Below are 16,221 nucleotides of genomic sequence, written 5' to 3'. Positions count from 1 at the left end.
GCGCAAAGAAACAGGAAAGGCAGAGGCGATGCAGGATCACGACGCGATCGCAGAACTGGAGCGCCGGATCAGCGCGGCACTGGGCCGGATCGGCACGGGGGTTGAACAGCTTTCAACCCGGGCAGAGGCGCTGCTGGCCGAGCGGGTTGCGAGCCATGATGGCGAAGGCCCGATACCCGCGCGGCCTTCGGTTCTGACAGATGGGCCGGTTCTGACCGATGGGCCGCAGGAGGCTGCCGCCAAACCCGCCGGGATGCCCGCCGCCCCGCCGCCACCGCCGCCACCCGCCCCGGTCATCCGCAGCGACGGGGCCGAGATCGCGCGGCTGGAACGCAGCCTGCGGGAAAAGGACGCCGAAATCCAGCGCCTGCGCGATGCGCTGGCCGCTGATAAGGCGGCCGCGACCGAGCTGAATGCGAAGTTGCGCAAGGCGCGCGATGCCGAGGTGGCCACAGCCCCCGCTGCCCTGACTGCCAAGGTCGAGAAGATGACGCGGCAACTGGATGTGCAGGGGCTGGAATTGCAGCGCATGCGCAAGACCACGATCCAGTTGCGCGAACATCTGCGCGTGTTGCATGAGGCCGCGGCCGAAGGCGTGGCCGAGCCGCATCTGGTGAACAAGGCCATGCTGGCCGAGTTGGAGGCGCTGCGTGCCACGCGCCATGTCGATCTGGCCGAACTGGATGAGATCCTTGCCGAACTTGAACCCCTGATCGAGGAGGTCCGCGCCCATGGCTGAACTGGAAATCACCATCGGGAACAAAAGTTTCTCGGTCGCCTGTCAGGAAGGGGAGGAGCATTTCCTGTGCACGGCGGCGGCGATGCTGGATGCTGAGGCGCAGCCGCTGGTCACCCAGATGGGCCGCCTGCCCGAGGCGCGGCTGCTGTTGATGGCGGGGCTGATGCTGGCCGACCGCACGGCGGCGGTCGAGGATGAATTGCGGGTGCTCCGGGCAAGGGTGGCCGAACTGGAAACCCAGCCCGCGCCCGCGCCGCAGCGCGTCGAGGTGCCGGTGATCCCGCCGCAGATGGCCGAAAACCTTGCCGAGATCGCCGCCCGCACCGAGGCGCTTGCCGCCGAGATCGAGGAAAAATCGGCGGCCCTCGCCGCCTCCTGACCGAGCCCGACTGGCGCGGCGGCAAAAGGCGGCAGGGGGCAACTCCCGGGCCGGGCTGACCGCCCCAGTGAATTTCAAGAAAGCGTCCCATGCATCTTTTGCGCCCCTTCACAGCCCTTGCCCTGTTTCTCGTAGGTTCCGGCCTTGCCTTGCCCGCACCGGCCGGGGCCGAGGATCTGACGCTGAACACTGTGACCTATGGCTGCGAACGCGGTGTGTCCGTGCCGGTGGCCTATGTCACCGCCGGGGCGGATTCGGTTGTCGTGCTGACGGTCGAGGGGCGGCAGATTTCGCTTTATGCCGAACCCGCCGCGTCAGGCGTGCGCTATGCATGGCCCTCGGGCGGGTCGGGCTATGTCTGGTGGACAAAGGGGAAGGTGGCCAGTCTTTACTGGAAGGACGGCACCGAGGGCAGCGAGACTCCACTGCTGCAGGACTGCCGCGCGGCAGAGTGATGCGTTAACCGGGGACGGGACGCGCAAGGGGAGTGGCAGGCCGCTCAGGCACACCGGGCAGGGCAGGGGCCGCGATTGCCTCAGCCCCCATCCCACACAGGTCAGGCCCCGATCTGGTCAAGGCCCCTTGCAGATCAGGCGTTCGCTTCGCGGATCTTCTCGGCGGCGGCCTTGTCATAGGCCACACCTTTCGCCTCAAGCAGCGTGTCGAGTTCGCCCGATAGCGTCATTTCGGTGATGATGTCACAGCCACCGACGAATTCACCCTTCACATAAAGCTGCGGGATGGTCGGCCAGTCGCTGAAATCCTTGATGCCCTGCCGGATCTCGGCATCTGCAAGGACGTTCACATCCTGATATTCCACCCCCATGAAATTCAGCACCCCGGCCACACGGCTAGAAAAACCGCATTGCGGCATGGCTTTCGTGCCCTTCATGAACAGCACGACGGGGTTTTTTTCGATCACGTCCTTGATCTGGTCCTGCGCGGTCATGTCTTGTCCTTTTCGGTTCTCCAGCGGTCTATCCGGCGTTTGCGCCGCCAATACCCGCCGCCAAATTTCAGATAGCCCCGGATATCCCCCCACCAGTTCAGGATGAGAACGGTATCCCAAAGGCTGTTCAATCCGGGGCCTTGGTGGTCAGCGCCAGGGCGTGCAATTCACCATTCGCCCCGTCCATCCGGCCCTTGAGGCTGGCATAGACGGCGCGCTGCTGCTGCACGCGGTTCATGCCCTTGAAACTTTCGTCAATCACTTCCGCCGCCCAGTGATTGCCGTCTCCGGCAAGGTCGGTGATGGTGATCTGCGCCTCGGGAAAGGTTTCCCGGATCAGCGCCTCGATATCCTTGCCTTCCATGGGCATCTGGTGGTCTCCTGTCCTTCGCATCCAATCTAGGACGGGTGGCCAAGGGCTGCAAGGTATGGCGTGGGGATCGGGCGGCAGGGCGGGGCCGGTCAACCCGGCCCCGGGAGGGCATCAGCCGCCGATGGCGCGGGCGAGGGCCGAGCGGTAAAGGCCCGACAGTTCTGCCAGCGGGGCCGCGTCTGTGCCCAGTGTCACGCTGTCACCGCCAAACAGTCCCACGCGCTGCACCGGCACCGGGGTTGTCAGGGCAGCAGCCTCGATCACGGCGGCGCCTTCGGCGCTGACGGCCAGCAGATAGCGGGCCTGATCTTCCCCGAACAGCGTCGGGATATCGCCCGCATCAAGGATCAGGCCCAGACCCGCCCCTTCGGCCATTTCAAACGCCGCCAGCGCCAGCCCGCCATCCGACAGGTCGGTTGCGGCGCGGATATGACCACGCATCGCGCGCAGGAAATCGCCATGGCGCTTTTCGGCCTCAAGATCGACCGATGGCGCATCGCCCGCCTCGATCCCGAAAGCCTCGGCCAGAAGGGCGGACTGGCCCAGATGGCCTGCGGTTTCGCCGATCACCAGCGCGATATCGCCCGCTTGCGGCTGACCCGCAATCAGATCGGCGGTGCTGTCCAGCAGACCCACCGCCCCGATGGTGGGGGTGGGCAGGATGCCCTTGCCGTCAGTTTCATTGTATAGCGACACATTGCCCGACACGATGGGCATGTCCAGCGCCGTGCAGGCCGCGCCGATGCCTTTGATCGCGCCGACAAGCTGTCCCATGATTTCTGGTTTTTCGGGATTGCCGAAATTCAGGTTGTCGGTTGTCGCAAGCGGTCGCGCGCCCACGGCGGTCAGGTTGCGATACGCCTCGGCCACGGCCTGCTTGCCGCCCTCAAACGGGTTGGCCTTCACATAGCGCGGCGTCACATCCGAGGTGAAGGCCAGCGCCTTGCCCGTGCCATGCACCCGCACCACGCCCGCACCCAGCCCGGGCACGCGGATCGTATCGGCCATGACCTGACTGTCATACTGCTCCCAGACCCAGGATTTATGCGCATAGGAGGGCGAACCGATCAGCGCACGCAGCGCGTCAATTGCGCCGATCTGCGGCACCTCACCCAAGGGGGCAGCGGGCGGGGTTTCCACCCAGGGACGGTCATATTCGGGCGCCGAGGAGGACAGTTTCGACAGCGGCAGATCGGCCTTCACCTGATCGCCATGCAGGATCAGGAAACGGTCCTCAGGGATGGTTTCGCCGACAATCGCGAAATCCAGATCCCATTTGACGAAGATCGCGCGGGCCACATCCTCCAGCTCGGGTTTCAGGACCATCAACATGCGTTCCTGCGACTCCGACAGCATCATTTCATAGGCGGTCATGTTCGCCTCGCGCTGCGGCACGTCGTCGAGTTGCAGCTTGATCCCCAGCCCGCCCTTGTCGCCCATTTCCACGGCCGAACAGGTCAGGCCCGCAGCCCCCATGTCCTGAATGGAAATCACGGCACCCGATGCCATCAGCTCCAGACAGGCCTCCAGCAGGCGCTTTTCGGTGAAAGGGTCGCCGACCTGCACGGTCGGGCGTTTTTCCTCAATCGTGTCGTCAAATTCGGCCGATGCCATGGTGGCGCCGCCGACCCCGTCACGCCCGGTTTTTGCGCCCAGATAGACAACCGGCATGCCGACACCCGAGGCGACCGAATAGAAAATCCTGTCGGCATCGGCCAGACCGGCGGCAAAGGCGTTCACAAGGCAGTTGCCGTTATAGGAGCGGTGAAACCGCACCTCGCCGCCCACGGTCGGCACGCCAAAGGCATTGCCATAGCCGCCGACCCCTTCGACCACCCCCTTGACCAGATGCGCGGTCTTGGGATGGGAGGGCTCACCGAAGGACAGTGCATTCATTGCCGCAATCGGGCGCGCGCCCATGGTGAAGACGTCGCGCAGAATGCCTCCCACGCCGGTGGCCGCGCCCTGATAGGGTTCGATATAGGACGGATGGTTATGGCTCTCCATCTTGAAGATCACGGCTTGACCATCGCCGATATCCACCACGCCCGCATTCTCTCCGGGGCCGCAGATCACCTGCGGGCCGGTGGTGGGCAGGGTGCGCAGCCATTTCTTCGAGGATTTGTAGGAGCAATGTTCATTCCACATGGCCGAAAAGATGCCCAGTTCGGTGAATGTCGGCTCCCGTCCGATGATGCCCAGCAGGCGCTCCCATTCATCGGGCTTCAGCCCATGCGCGGCAATGAGTTCGGGTGTGATGGCGGGTTCGGTCATGGCATTGCCCCCTGGGATCATCCTCTGCGCGGCTCTTAGGACAAAGCCCGCCAAAGGGAAAGGGGCGAGCGGGGGCCAGAGGGCGGGGCCTGCGCGATTCGTATGGTCAGGACCGGTCCGGGGTGTCTGGCGCAGGGCGAAGGCGCTGGAATGCTGCATCTGCGTTGCTGCGGTGCCGCATCCTTGGTCAGGGCAGGGTCTGATCGCCCAAATCCCGGGCAGGGCCGGGCCGGGCCAAAAAAAAGGCCGAGCAAAAGCTCGGCCGAAGTCCAACAGGGAGGTATGAAGGCTGCAAGAGAAAATCTGTCGCCGCCTTCGAAGCTGGATTTAGGCTTTGGGAATGCCGGGCGCAAGAAATACCGTGTCGCAGCTGCGGCATTTCCGGTATGCACTTTGTGCATGGCCGGTTTTTTGCTGCAATATGATGTGGTTATAAGTGCTGCACCGCAATCTGAACCGATTGTGAAGTGCCCGTTCCGGGCCTCAATCGGGCCTCAGCCGCGCTGCCGCTGGCGATAGGCAAAGATTTCCTCGGTCACGAAATCACGGAAGGCCGCGACGCGCTTGGACTGGCGCAGTTCCTCGGGATAGGCAAGGAACACCGGAACCTCATTCGATTCCAGATCCGGCAGCACGCGGACCAGCTTGGGGAAATCCTCGGTCAGGTAATCGGGCAGCACGCCGATGCCCAGATGGCTCAGCACGCCCTGCAGAACGCCGAAATAGTTGTTCACCGTCAGCGTCGAGGGAATGTCATTGGTCATCAGTTGCTGGACAAGCTGTGCGCCCGCCGCCACCTGCGCCGCCCCGGCCTGCTGACAGATCAGCCGGTGCGAGGCGAAATCAGCCATGGTCAGCGGCGTGCCCGCCATTTCAAGATATTCGGGCGTTGCATAAAGCCGCATCCGGATATTCATCAGCCGGCGGCGGATCAGATCGGCCTGTGACGGTTCCTTCATGCGGATCGCAACATCGGCCTCGCGCATGGGCAGGTCCAGCAGGCGTTCCTCCAGCATCAGGTCGATCTTGAGGCTGGGATATTTCTCATAAAGCGCGGGCAGGCGGGGCGCGAGCCAAAGCGTGCCGAAGCCCGTGGTCGTCGTCACGCGCAATTCGCCGAAAACCTCATCCTCGCTGTCACGGATGCGGGCCGAGGCCGCCTCCAGCCGCTTGGTCATGGATTTCGTCGCCTCGAACAGCAATTCGCCCTGTTCGGTCAGAATCAGCCCCCGCGCATGGCGATGAAACAAGGTGACGCTCAGCGTCTCCTCCAGCGCGCGGATCTGGCGGCTGACAGCGGATTGCGACAGATGCAGCGTGTCCCCGGCATGGGTCAGGCTGCCCGCGTCTGCCACCGCGTGGAATATTCTAAGCTTGTCCCAATCCATCCCGCAACCTTTGTCACAATGTCCGGCGCTAACGGTTGCTTCCCTACCTACTGTGCTATGCTGACATGTAAATGACCTTTCGGGAGCAAAATTTCCCTTTATAGGTCAGCTATTTTGACCTATCATGGTCAAAAGGGCTCGTTTCGCAAGGGGAGGTGCATAATGAGCAGGCAGGATATATCTCTGGCTGACCGGTTTGACCTCGAAAAATCGCCGGTGCTGCTGAATGGCACGCAGGCGCTGGTACGGCTGATGCTGATGCAGAAGGCTCGCGACCGGGCGGCGGGGCTGAATACGGCGGGGCTTTGCACCGGGTATCGCGGCTCACCGCTGGGGGCGGTGGACCAGCAGATGATGCGGGCGAAGAAACTACTGGAGGCCTCCGACATCACCTTTCAGTCAGGCCTGAACGAGGATCTGGCCGCCACTGCGATCTGGGGCAGCCAGCAGGCCGAACTGCGCGGGACGGGCCGCTATGACGGGGTGTTCGGCCTTTGGTATGGCAAGGGGCCGGGGGTGGACCGGTCGGGCGATGTGATGCGCCACGCCAACCTTGCCGGAACCGCGCGCCATGGCGGGGTGCTGATGGCGCTTGGCGATGACCATACCGGCGAAAGTTCCACCACCTGCCATCAGTCGGACTGGGCCTGTGTCGATGTCTCGATCCCGGTCCTGTCGCCTGCGGGCGTGCAGGAGATCCTGGATTACGGGCTTTACGGCTATGCGCTGTCGCGGTTCTCGGGGCTTTGGGTCGGGCTGAAACTGATGAAGGACACTGTCGAGGCGACCTCGGTCGTCGAGACGGCGCTGGACCGCATGTCCTTCGTGACGCCCGAAATTGACCTGCCGCCCGACGGGCTGAACATACGGCTGGGCGATCACTGGATCCCGCAGGAGGACCGGCTGGTCAATCACAAGCGCTTCGCGGCCGAGGCGTTTTCGCGTGCCAACCGCATTGACCGCCGGGTCTGGGGCCGGGCGGGCGCGAAGATCGGTTTTGTGGCGGCCGGCAAGAACTGGCTGGACCTGACCCATGCGCTGGGACTTTTGGGCATCGACGCTGCCCGGGCCGAGGCGCTGGGGATCACCACCTACAAGGTCGGGCAAAGCTGGCCGCTGGACATGCACGGGTTCCATGACTGGGCCGAGGGCCTGTCGCTGATTGTCGTGGTCGAGGAAAAGCGCAAGCTGATCGAGGTGCAGATCAAGGAAGCCATCTTTGATGACCGGCAGGGGCGGCGCGTCTGGGGCGGGCGCAAGGGCGGCCCCGAGGCCGAGGTGCTGTTCCCGGTGCAGATGTCGCTGGATCCGGTGATGATTGCCGAGAAACTGGGCCAGATCCTGCTGGCCGAGGGGCTGGGATCCGAACCGCTGGAGGGCGCGCTGGCCCGGATCCGGGAGTCGCAAAGATCCGATAATGCAACCGATCTGGCCGCGCGCCTGCCCTGGTTCTGCTCGGGCTGTCCGCATAACACCTCGACCCGCCTGCCGGATGGCGCGCGGGCGGGCGGTGGCATCGGCTGTCACACGATGGCGCTGTGGATGGATCGCGGCACCTCGGGGCTGACCCATATGGGTGGTGAGGGGCTGAACTGGGTCGGCGAGGCGCCGTTTTCCAAAACGTCCCATGTTTTTCAGAACCTTGGCGACGGAACCTATAACCATTCCGGCATCCTTGCGATCCGCGCGGCCCTCGCGGCAGGCACGAATATCACCTACAAGATCCTGTTCAACGATGCGGTTGCCATGACCGGCGGGCAGACCAATGAGGGCGGGCTTGAGGCCACGCGGATCACCCGGGAACTGCTGGCGATGGGGGTGGCGCATGTCGCGGTGGTCTATGACCCGAAAGAGGATGTCGACCTTGCCGCCTTTCCCAAGGGGCTGGAATTCCACACCCGCGACGCGCTGATGGATGTTCAGAAGAAATACAGCCAGATCAAGGGTGTATCGGCCATTGTTTACATTCAGACCTGTGCTGCCGAGAAGCGCCGCCGCCGCAAGAAGGGCCAATTCCCTGATCCCGATGCCCGGGTCTGGATCAATCCCGATATCTGCGAAGGCTGCGGCGATTGCGGGGTGCAGTCGAACTGCGTCAGCCTTGTGCCGCTGGAAACCGAGCTGGGGCGCAAGCGCGCGATTGACCAGTCCTCCTGCAACAAGGATTTCTCGTGCCTGAACGGGTTCTGCCCGTCCTTCGTCACATTGCATGGCGCGAAGCCGCGCAAGTCCGCGACGGCCACGCTTGACCTTCCCGATATGCCGCACCCGGTTCTTCCTGTTATATCAGGAACATGGAATGTGGTCTTGACTGGTGTGGGCGGCACCGGCGTGGTGACGGTGGGGGCGATCCTTGCCATGGCGGCCCATGTCGCGGGCAAGGGTGCGGGCATGATGGAAATGGCCGGGCTGGCGCAGAAGGGCGGCGCGGTCCATATCCATTGCCGCCTTGCCGAACGGCCTGCGGATATCACGGCGATCCGCGTCGCGGTGGGAGAGGCCGATGCAGTGATCGGCGGTGATCTGGTGGTTTCGGCGGGGGGCAAGACGCTGGGCCTGATGACGACCGGGCGGACCGGTGGCGTGATCAACAGCCATGAAATCATCACCGGGGAATTCACGCAAAATACCGAATTCCGTATTCCTTCCGAACGGTTACGGCTGTCTCTTGAAGCAAGACTGAAAGATCGTGTGGCGTTTTTCGATGCCTCGGATCTGGCGCGCGTCACGCTGGGCGACAGTATCTATTCCAACATGATGGTCTTCGGTGCGGCCTTCCAGCAGGGCCTGATCCCGCTGCCCGAGGAGGCGATCCTGCGTGCCATCGAACTGAACGGCACGGCGGTCGAGGCCAATTCGCGCGCCTTCGCGATTGGTCGCTGGGCGGTTCTGCATCCCGAACAGGCCGCGCGGCTGATCCGGCCCGAGGCCCCGGTGCCGGTCGACCCGGTCGCCTTCCGCGCCGATCATCTGCGCGCCTATCAGGGTGAGGCGCTGGCCGCCCGCTATCTGGCCATGGTTGACCGCGCCCCGGAACCGCTGCGCGACGCTGTTGCACGATCCTATCACAAGCTCTTGGCGATCAAGGATGAATATGAGGTCGCGCGCCTGCATCTTTCGACGCTGGACCGCGCGCGGGCCGAGTTCGAGGGCGATCTGCGCCCCGAGTTCCACCTTGCCCCGCCGATGCTGCCGGGCAAGGACGCGCAGGGCCGACCGAAGAAACGCGCCTTCGGGGCCTGGATGATCCCGGCCTTCCGCCTGCTGGCGCGGATGAAGGGGCTGCGGGGCACGGCTTTCGATCCCTTCGGGCGCAGCGCCGAACGGCGTATGGAACATGCGCTGATCGCGGAGTTCGAGGCGGATATGGACCGGGTCTTTGCCGAAATCACGCCCGCCCGCGAAAGCCTTGCGCGCGAATGGGCCGAATTGCCGCTGTCGATCCGGGGTTTCGGCCCGGTCAAGGAGGCCAATGCCGGAAAGGCCGCGAAAAGGCGCGCGGCCATCATGGCGCAATGGGCCCAGCCTGCTGCCGCCATCGCCGCCGAGTAACGCGGGCAGGCGGGCGTCAAATCCCCGTTACAGACCTTTGTCATAACGGGCGGATCATCGAGAGGTCCGCCCATGCAGATATCCGAAACCGCGCGCAGGATCACCTATTCCGGGGCCGCCGCGACCCCGGCAGGCCGCGCGATGATCCGTCTGGTCGAGAATGCAACGGGGCGGCTGTCGCTGCTGCGCCGCGCACGGGGGATCGAGGATGATCTGGCCGCAGGGCGCAGCTTCTGGCAGGCGGTGCCCGCGCGTTTCGGTCTCAGCCTCGATATCGCGGCGGGCGATCTGGCGGCGATCCCGTCACAGGGACCGCTGGTTCTGGTCGCCAATCATCCCTTCGGCCTGCTGGACGGGCTGATGATGGGCCATATCCTTGACCGCATCCGCCCGGATTTCCGCATCCTGGCCCATGCAATCCTGCAGGGCGCGCCGGTGGTGGACCGGGTGGTGCTGCCGATCCGCTTTGACGGGTCGGAGGCGGCGATGCGATCAAACCTTGAAACCCGGGCCATGGCGCTGCGCTGGCTGGGGCAGGGCGGTGCGGTGGGCATCTTTCCCGGCGGCACGGTCTCGACCGCGCGCCGCCCCTTTGCCCGCGCGATGGATCCGGGCTGGCGCAATTTCACCGCGCGGATGATCCTGCGGTCGCGCGCAACCGTGGTGCCGGTCTATTTCGACGGGCAGAATTCGCGACTGTTCCAGATCGCGAGCCATCTGCACGGATCCTTGCGTCTGGGACTTCTGCTGCGTGAGTTCCGCGCCCGCACCGATGCGCCGGTCCGCATCGCCATCGGCACCCCGCTGGCTGCTGACGATCTGGCCGCCTTCGCCGCCGATCCGGGGGCGCTGATGCCGCATCTGCGGCGTCTCACCTATGCTCTTTCGCCCCATCCGCTTCCGTCTTATGACTATGGCCATGAATTCGAGGCGCGCTATCGGTCGCGCCCCTAGGGAGGGCTGGCCATGGCGGTGGGAATATTCGACAGCGGGATCGGCGGGCTGACGGTTCTGGACGCCATCGCGCGCCGTCTGCCCGACCTGCCGCTGGTCTATCTGGGCGACAATGCCCATGCGCCTTATGGCGTGCGCGATGCCGATGACATTTTCAACCTGACCTGCGCTGCGGTTGAACGGCTTTGGGCCGAAGGCTGCGATCTGGTGATCCTGGCCTGCAATACGGCCAGTGCCGCCGCGCTGAAGCGGATGCAGGAAACCTGGGTGCCCGCCGACAAGCGCGTGCTGGGGGTTTTCGTGCCGATGATCGAGGCGCTGACCGAACGGCAATGGGGTGACAATTCCCCCCCGCGAGAGGTGGCGGTGCGCCATGTTGCCCTGTTCGCCACCCCGGCCACCGTGGCCAGCCGCGCCTTTCAGCGCGAACTGGCCTTCCGTGCCATCGGTGTGGATGTCGAGGCGCAGCCCTGTGGCGGTGTTGTGGATGCCATCGAACAGGGTGACGAAATTCTGGCCGAGGCGCTGGTGCGGTCGCATGTCGAGGCGCTGAAACGCCGGATGCCGCATCCGCAGGCCGCGGTGCTGGGCTGCACGCATTATCCGCTGATGGAGGATGTCTTTGCCGCCGCCCTTGGCCCCGATGTGACTGTCTATTCACAGGCGCGGCTGGTGGCCGAAAGCCTTGCCGATTACCTGACGCGGCGGCCCGAATTTCTGGGCGCAGGCACGCAATCGAAATTCATGACCACCGGCGATCCGGCCCGCGTGTCGGACAAATCCACCCAGTTTCTGCGCCGCCGCATCAGTTTCGAGGCGGCCTGACGGGTCAGGGCCGGGCAGGATCCACAGGACTGCCTGGGCTGTGACAGTCGCGCGATCTTGTGACGGTTTCCCTTGCATCACCGCGCGACCGGTCGCAGAAGGAAGCAGAATTCAGCAAGGGGACTGACATGACCCAGAAAATCGCCATTCTCGGGGCTTCCGGCTATACCGGGGCCGAGCTTGTCCGCCTGATCGCGACCCATCCGGGGATGGAAATCGTGGCGCTGTCGGCAGACCGCAAGGCCGGGCAAAGCATGGCCGAGGTGTTTCCCTTCCTGCGCCATCTGGACCTGCCGCGCCTGCAGAAGATTGACGAGATCGACTTTTCCGGGGTCGATCTGGCCTTTTGCGCACTGCCCCATGCCACGACGCAGGTGGTGGTTTCCGCCCTGCCGCGCGATTTGAAGATCGTTGATCTGTCGGCGGATTTCCGGCTGCGCGATGTGGCGGAGTACGAAAAATGGTATGGCCAGCCCCATACCGCCCCCGACCTGCAGGCCGAGGCGGTTTACGGCCTGACCGAGTTCTACCGCGATGAGATCCGCACCGCGCGTCTGGTCGCGGGCACGGGCTGCAATGCCGCGACCGGGCAATTCGCGCTGCGCCCGCTGATCGAGGCCGGGGTGATCGACCTTGACCGCATCCTGATCGACCTCAAGGCGGGCGTCAGCGGGGCGGGGCGGTCGCTGAAGGAAAACCTGCTGCATGCCGAACTGTCGGGCGGCACGCACAGCTATTCGGCGGGGGGCAAGCACCGGCATCTGGGCGAATTCGATCAGGAATTTTCCGCCATCGCGGGCCGTCCGGTGCGGGTGCAGTTCACCCCGCATCTGCTGCCGATGAACCGGGGCATCCTTGCATCGGTCTATGTCGAGGGCGATCCGGCGCGCATCCATGAAACCCTTGCCGCGCGCTATGCGGATGAACGGTTCATCGAGGTGCTGCCTTTCGGCGCAGCCCCCTCGACACGCGATATCGCAGGGTCCAATTTCTGCCATATCGGGGTTCTGGGTGACCGGATCGCGGGCCGGGCGCTGGTGGTCGCGGTGCTGGACAACCTGACCAAGGGATCGTCCGGGCAGGCGATCCAGAACGCGAACCTGATGCTGGGGCTGGATGAGGCTGCGGGACTGATGCTGGCGCCGGTCTTCCCCTGATCGGGGGCTGACCGCGCAAAGAGAGGGGGGGGGCGATGCAGGGCAATGGAACGGCGGCGGGACGCGGGATGAAGGGGCTGAAAAAACAGCGCCGCATCCAGATCATCGTGCTGGCCTTCGTGGCGCTGGCGCTGTCCACTGCGCTGATGGGCTATGCGATGCGCGACGGGATCAATTTTTTCCGCGCGCCCGCACAGGTGATGGCCGAGCCACCCGGCCCGGATGAGGTGTTCCGCCTTGGCGGGCTGGTGGCCGAAGGGTCTGTCATTCGCGGCGAGGGGGAGACCGTGCGCTTTGCCGTCACCGATGGCGGGGCAACGATCCCCGTCACCTTCACCGGTATCCTGCCCGATCTCTTTGCCGAGAATGAAGGCGTGGTCGGCACCGGTCGCTATATTGACGGCGTGTTTCAGGCCCATGAAATCCTTGCCAAACATGATGAGACCTATATGCCGAAAGAGGTGATTGACGCGCTGAAGGAACAGGGCATCTATCAGGATCCGAACGGTTGATTTGACCGCCCTTAACCGCGACTGACCAAGGCTGGCCCCTTCGTGCAAGGAGGCCCGCCGATGAAGACCCCCCGCCAGATCGCCGCCGATATCATCGCCCGTGAGGGTGGTTTCGTGGATGACCCGGACGATCCGGGCGGCGCCACAAATCACGGTGTCACCATCCACACGATGCGCCGTCTGGGACTTGATCTGGATGGCGACGGCGCGGTGACGGTTGCGGATGTGAAGCGTCTGACGCGCGCGCAGGCGGTTGAGGTCTATCTGGACCATTACTTCACCCGACCCGGCATCGCGCATCTGCCCGAACCGCTGCAGGCATCGGTTTTCGACATGATGGTGAATGCGGGCGCCAATGCGGTGAAAATCCTGCAGCGCCTGCTGACCGAAATGGGCTTTCCTTGTGTCGCGGACGGGGCCATCGGGCCGCTGACGATCGCTGCTGCGGAACGGGCGCATCAGGCTGCCCCCGGCCATCTGGCCGATGCCTATGCGATTGCGCGGCGGAATTATTATTACGGGCTGGCGGATGCGCGGCCCGCCAGCCGGAAATATGCGCGCAGGCGCGATGGCGGCAAGGGCGGCTGGATCACCCGGGCCGAGGAATTCCTGTCACCGCGCTATCACCTGACCGATGCGCAGCACCGCGCAAGGGTGTCGGCATGGGGCTGATCGCGCGCCTGATCGGTGGCCCGGCCGCCGTTACCGCCCTTGGATCGGCCGCGCGCGGCATGGCCGAGGTGCTGACCCCCAATGCAACCCGCGCCATGGCACTGTCGGCCGAGGCGCAGATGGCCGCCCTGCGGCAATTGGGGGCTGAATATGCCGATCCGGGCTTTGGCTGGTTCGACCGGTTCGTGAACGGGCTGAACCGCCTGCCGCGCCCGATGCTGGCCTTCGGCACGCTGGGGTTGTTTGTCTATGCGATGGCTGATCCTACGGGCTTTGCGCGCCGCATGGTCGGGCTGAACCATGTGCCCGAGCCGCTGTGGTGGTTGCTGGGCGCGGTGGTGGGGTTCTACTTTGGTGCGCGTGAGGCGTTCCACTACCGCCAGCGCAGCACGGTTGCCGCCGTGGCCGGGATGGCCGCGACGGCGCCGGATGCCATGCCCGAAACCAACCCCGCCCTTGCCGACTGGCGCAGCGTACGCGGCTGAGCGTGCAGGGCAGGGGGGCGCTGCCCCCTCTTTGGCTGCGCCAAATTCACCACCCGGGATATTTATGGACAGAAAAAGAGGCAAAGAGCGCTGGTGACAAGGGCGCCCGGTATCCCGCCACAACCATTGACCCGGCCCTGCCGCTCTGGCACATCCCCATGGATCAGATGGGACGTGACAGATGAACCTTTTTTCGGAACTCCGCAGCCTTGTCGTGGCGGAAATCGGGGCGATGGTGGCGGCGGGCGACCTGCCCGACGGGCTTGACCTTGCTGCCGTGACGGTCGAGCCGCCCCGCGATGTGGCGCATGGCGATATGGCGACCAATGCCGCGATGGTGCTGGCCAAGCCCGCAGGCCAGCCGCCGCGCGTGATTGCCGAAAAACTGGCCGCGCGTCTGGCCGCCGATCCGAGGGTCGAGACGGTCGAGGTGGCGGGACCGGGCTTTCTGAACTTCCGTCTGCGCCCGGCTGTCTGGCAGCGGCTGGTCGGCGCGGTTCTGACCGCTGGCGCCGATTATGGCCGGGGCGATGTGGGGCGGGGCAAGAAGGTGAATGTGGAATTCGTCTCGGCCAACCCCACCGGACCGATGCATGTGGGTCATGTGCGCGGCGCGGTCGTGGGCGATGCGCTGGCCAATCTTCTGGCCTTTGCCGGCTGGGATGTGACGCGGGAATACTACATCAATGACGGCGGCGCGCAGGTCGATGTTCTGGCCCGCTCGGCCTTTGAACGCTACCGCGAGGCGAACGGGCTGGAGCCCGAGATCCGCGAGGGGCTTTATCCCGGCGATTACCTGATCCCGGTCGGCGCGGCGCTGAAGGAAAAATACGGCACCACGCTGCTGGATCAGCCTGAATCGGTCTGGCTGGAGGATGTGCGCGATTTCGCGACCGGCATGATGATGGCCATGATCCGCGAGGATCTGGCGGCACTTGGCGTTGCGATGGATGTCTATTCCAGCGAAAAGGCGCTGTATGGCACGGGCCAGATCGAGGCCGCCATCGAAACACTGCGCGGGCTGGACCTGATCTATGAAGGCGTGCTGGAGCCGCCCAAGGGGAAGACGCCCGAGGATTGGGAGCCGCGTGTGCAGACGCTGTTCCGGTCGACCGCGCATGGCGATGATGTGGACCGCCCGGTGCAGAAATCCGATGGCGCCTGGACCTATTTCGCCCCCGATATCGCGTATCACCACAACAAGGTGAAACGCGGTTTCGATCAGCTGATCGACATTTTTGGCGCAGATCACGGCGGCTATGTCAAACGGATGAAGGCTGCCGTTTCTGCGCTGTCGCAGGGCCGCGTACCGCTGGATATCAAGCTGATCCAGCTTGTGAAACTGTGGAAGAACGGCGAACCTTTCAAGATGTCGAAACGCGCCGGCACTTTCGTCACGCTGCGCGACGTGGTTGAACTGGTGGGCGCGGATGTCACCCGTTTCGTGATGCTGACCCGCAAGAACGATGCGGCGCTGGATTTCGATTTCGACAAGGTGCTGGAACAGTCCAAGGACAATCCGGTTTTCTATGTCCAATATGCCAATGCGCGGATCAACTCGGTCCTGCGCAAGGCGGTCGAGGCGGGGCTGGATGTGTCCGATGCGGCACTGGCCGGGGCGGATCTGGCGCGGCTGGACCACCCGGCGGAAATCGCCATGGCGCGCAAACTGGCCGAATGGCCGCGTCTTGTGGAAATTGCCGCCCGTGCGAATGAGCCGCATCGCATCGCCTTCTACCTATATGAACTGGCATCCGACCTGCACGGGTTGTGGAATCGCGGCAATGATGAACAGTCCTTGCGCTTCATTCAGGACGATCCGGCCACAATGGCGGCGAAAATCGCCCTTGCCCGATCCACAGGCGTTGTGATTTGCGCCGGTCTTGCTATTCTGGGTGTTACTCCGGTCGAGGAAATGCGCTGATCTGAACAGGCGCCCCGTCCGAAGTGCGAACAGGCAAG

At 64.3% G+C, this 16,221-nt stretch carries 15 protein-coding genes; 11 read left to right on the top strand and 4 right to left on the bottom strand.

Annotation, left to right across the window (positions count from 1 at the left end):
* Window positions 1–28: 28 nt before the first annotated feature.
* The 3 genes from JL811_RS11365 to JL811_RS11355 all read left to right on the top strand — a co-directional run bounded on the left by JL811_RS11365 (window position 29) and on the right by JL811_RS11355 (window position 1,573).
* On the top strand, window positions 29–739 hold the full coding sequence (locus tag JL811_RS11365) for a hypothetical protein (RefSeq protein ID WP_202688738.1): 711 nt from the start codon (window positions 29–31) through the stop codon (window positions 737–739).
* Window positions 732–1,118, top strand: coding sequence for a cell division protein ZapA (locus tag JL811_RS11360; RefSeq protein WP_202688737.1), 387 nt, complete (start codon window positions 732–734; stop codon window positions 1,116–1,118). Before JL811_RS11365 ends, JL811_RS11360 begins: the two co-directional genes overlap by 8 nt.
* Before the next feature lie 89 nt (window positions 1,119–1,207).
* On the top strand, window positions 1,208–1,573 hold the full coding sequence (locus JL811_RS11355) for an MliC family protein (protein WP_202688736.1): 366 nt from the start codon (window positions 1,208–1,210) through the stop codon (window positions 1,571–1,573).
* Window positions 1,574–1,707: 134 nt separating this feature from the next.
* On the opposite strand, the gene grxD is transcribed toward JL811_RS11355, so the two are convergent.
* From grxD to JL811_RS11335, 4 genes are all read right to left on the bottom strand, one after another.
* Window positions 1,708–2,067 (bottom strand): Grx4 family monothiol glutaredoxin, encoded by a 360-nt coding sequence (gene grxD / locus JL811_RS11350; RefSeq protein ID WP_202688735.1) that lies wholly within the window; start codon window positions 2,065–2,067, stop codon window positions 1,708–1,710.
* Between the two features lie 127 nt (window positions 2,068–2,194).
* Window positions 2,195–2,437 (bottom strand): BolA/IbaG family iron-sulfur metabolism protein, encoded by a 243-nt coding sequence (locus tag JL811_RS11345; protein ID WP_202688734.1) that lies wholly within the window; start codon window positions 2,435–2,437, stop codon window positions 2,195–2,197.
* Between the two features lie 114 nt (window positions 2,438–2,551).
* Window positions 2,552–4,714: a phosphoribosylformylglycinamidine synthase subunit PurL gene (purL, locus tag JL811_RS11340; protein ID WP_202688733.1), complete on the bottom strand. Its 2,163-nt coding sequence runs from the start codon at window positions 4,712–4,714 to the stop codon at window positions 2,552–2,554.
* A 494-nt stretch (window positions 4,715–5,208) separates the two neighbouring features.
* Window positions 5,209–6,102, bottom strand: a complete 894-nt coding sequence (locus JL811_RS11335; RefSeq protein ID WP_202688732.1) for a LysR family transcriptional regulator — start codon at window positions 6,100–6,102, stop codon at window positions 5,209–5,211.
* 162 nt (window positions 6,103–6,264) lie between these two features.
* Between JL811_RS11335 and JL811_RS11330 the strand changes: the two genes are divergently transcribed.
* From JL811_RS11330 to argS, 8 genes are all read left to right on the top strand, one after another.
* The gene (locus JL811_RS11330) at window positions 6,265–9,654 is read left to right on the top strand and encodes an indolepyruvate ferredoxin oxidoreductase family protein (protein ID WP_202688731.1); all 3,390 of its coding nucleotides are present in this window, start codon (window positions 6,265–6,267) and stop codon (window positions 9,652–9,654) included.
* Between the two features lie 72 nt (window positions 9,655–9,726).
* Window positions 9,727–10,608 (top strand): lysophospholipid acyltransferase family protein, encoded by an 882-nt coding sequence (locus JL811_RS11325; protein ID WP_202688730.1) that lies wholly within the window; start codon window positions 9,727–9,729, stop codon window positions 10,606–10,608.
* Window positions 10,609–10,620: 12 nt separating this feature from the next.
* Entirely contained in the window at window positions 10,621–11,433 is an 813-nt protein-coding gene (locus tag JL811_RS11320) for a glutamate racemase (RefSeq protein ID WP_202688729.1), read from the top strand.
* A 128-nt stretch (window positions 11,434–11,561) separates the two neighbouring features.
* Window positions 11,562–12,590, top strand: coding sequence for an N-acetyl-gamma-glutamyl-phosphate reductase (argC, locus tag JL811_RS11315; protein WP_202688728.1), 1,029 nt, complete (start codon window positions 11,562–11,564; stop codon window positions 12,588–12,590).
* Window positions 12,591–12,658: 68 nt separating this feature from the next.
* A complete protein-coding gene (gene ccmE, locus JL811_RS11310) occupies window positions 12,659–13,102 on the top strand; it encodes a cytochrome c maturation protein CcmE (protein ID WP_202688965.1) in 444 nt (147 codons plus the stop codon).
* Between the two features lie 60 nt (window positions 13,103–13,162).
* Entirely contained in the window at window positions 13,163–13,774 is a 612-nt protein-coding gene (locus tag JL811_RS11305) for a holin-associated N-acetylmuramidase (protein WP_202688727.1), read from the top strand.
* Window positions 13,765–14,259 carry a holin family protein gene (locus JL811_RS11300; RefSeq protein ID WP_202688726.1) on the top strand — a complete coding sequence of 165 codons (495 nt, stop codon included), beginning with the start codon at window positions 13,765–13,767 and terminating at the stop codon, window positions 14,257–14,259. Before JL811_RS11305 ends, JL811_RS11300 begins: the two co-directional genes overlap by 10 nt.
* 181 nt (window positions 14,260–14,440) lie before the next feature.
* Entirely contained in the window at window positions 14,441–16,183 is a 1,743-nt protein-coding gene (gene argS / locus JL811_RS11295; RefSeq protein WP_202688725.1) for an arginine--tRNA ligase, read from the top strand.
* The last annotated feature ends 38 nt before the right edge of the window (window positions 16,184–16,221 follow it).

The sequence above is a fragment of the Szabonella alba genome (assembly GCF_016765775.1).
GTDB classification, from domain to species: domain Bacteria; phylum Pseudomonadota; class Alphaproteobacteria; order Rhodobacterales; family Rhodobacteraceae; genus Szabonella; species Szabonella alba.
This window is presented reverse-complemented; position numbering and strand designations above follow the sequence as displayed.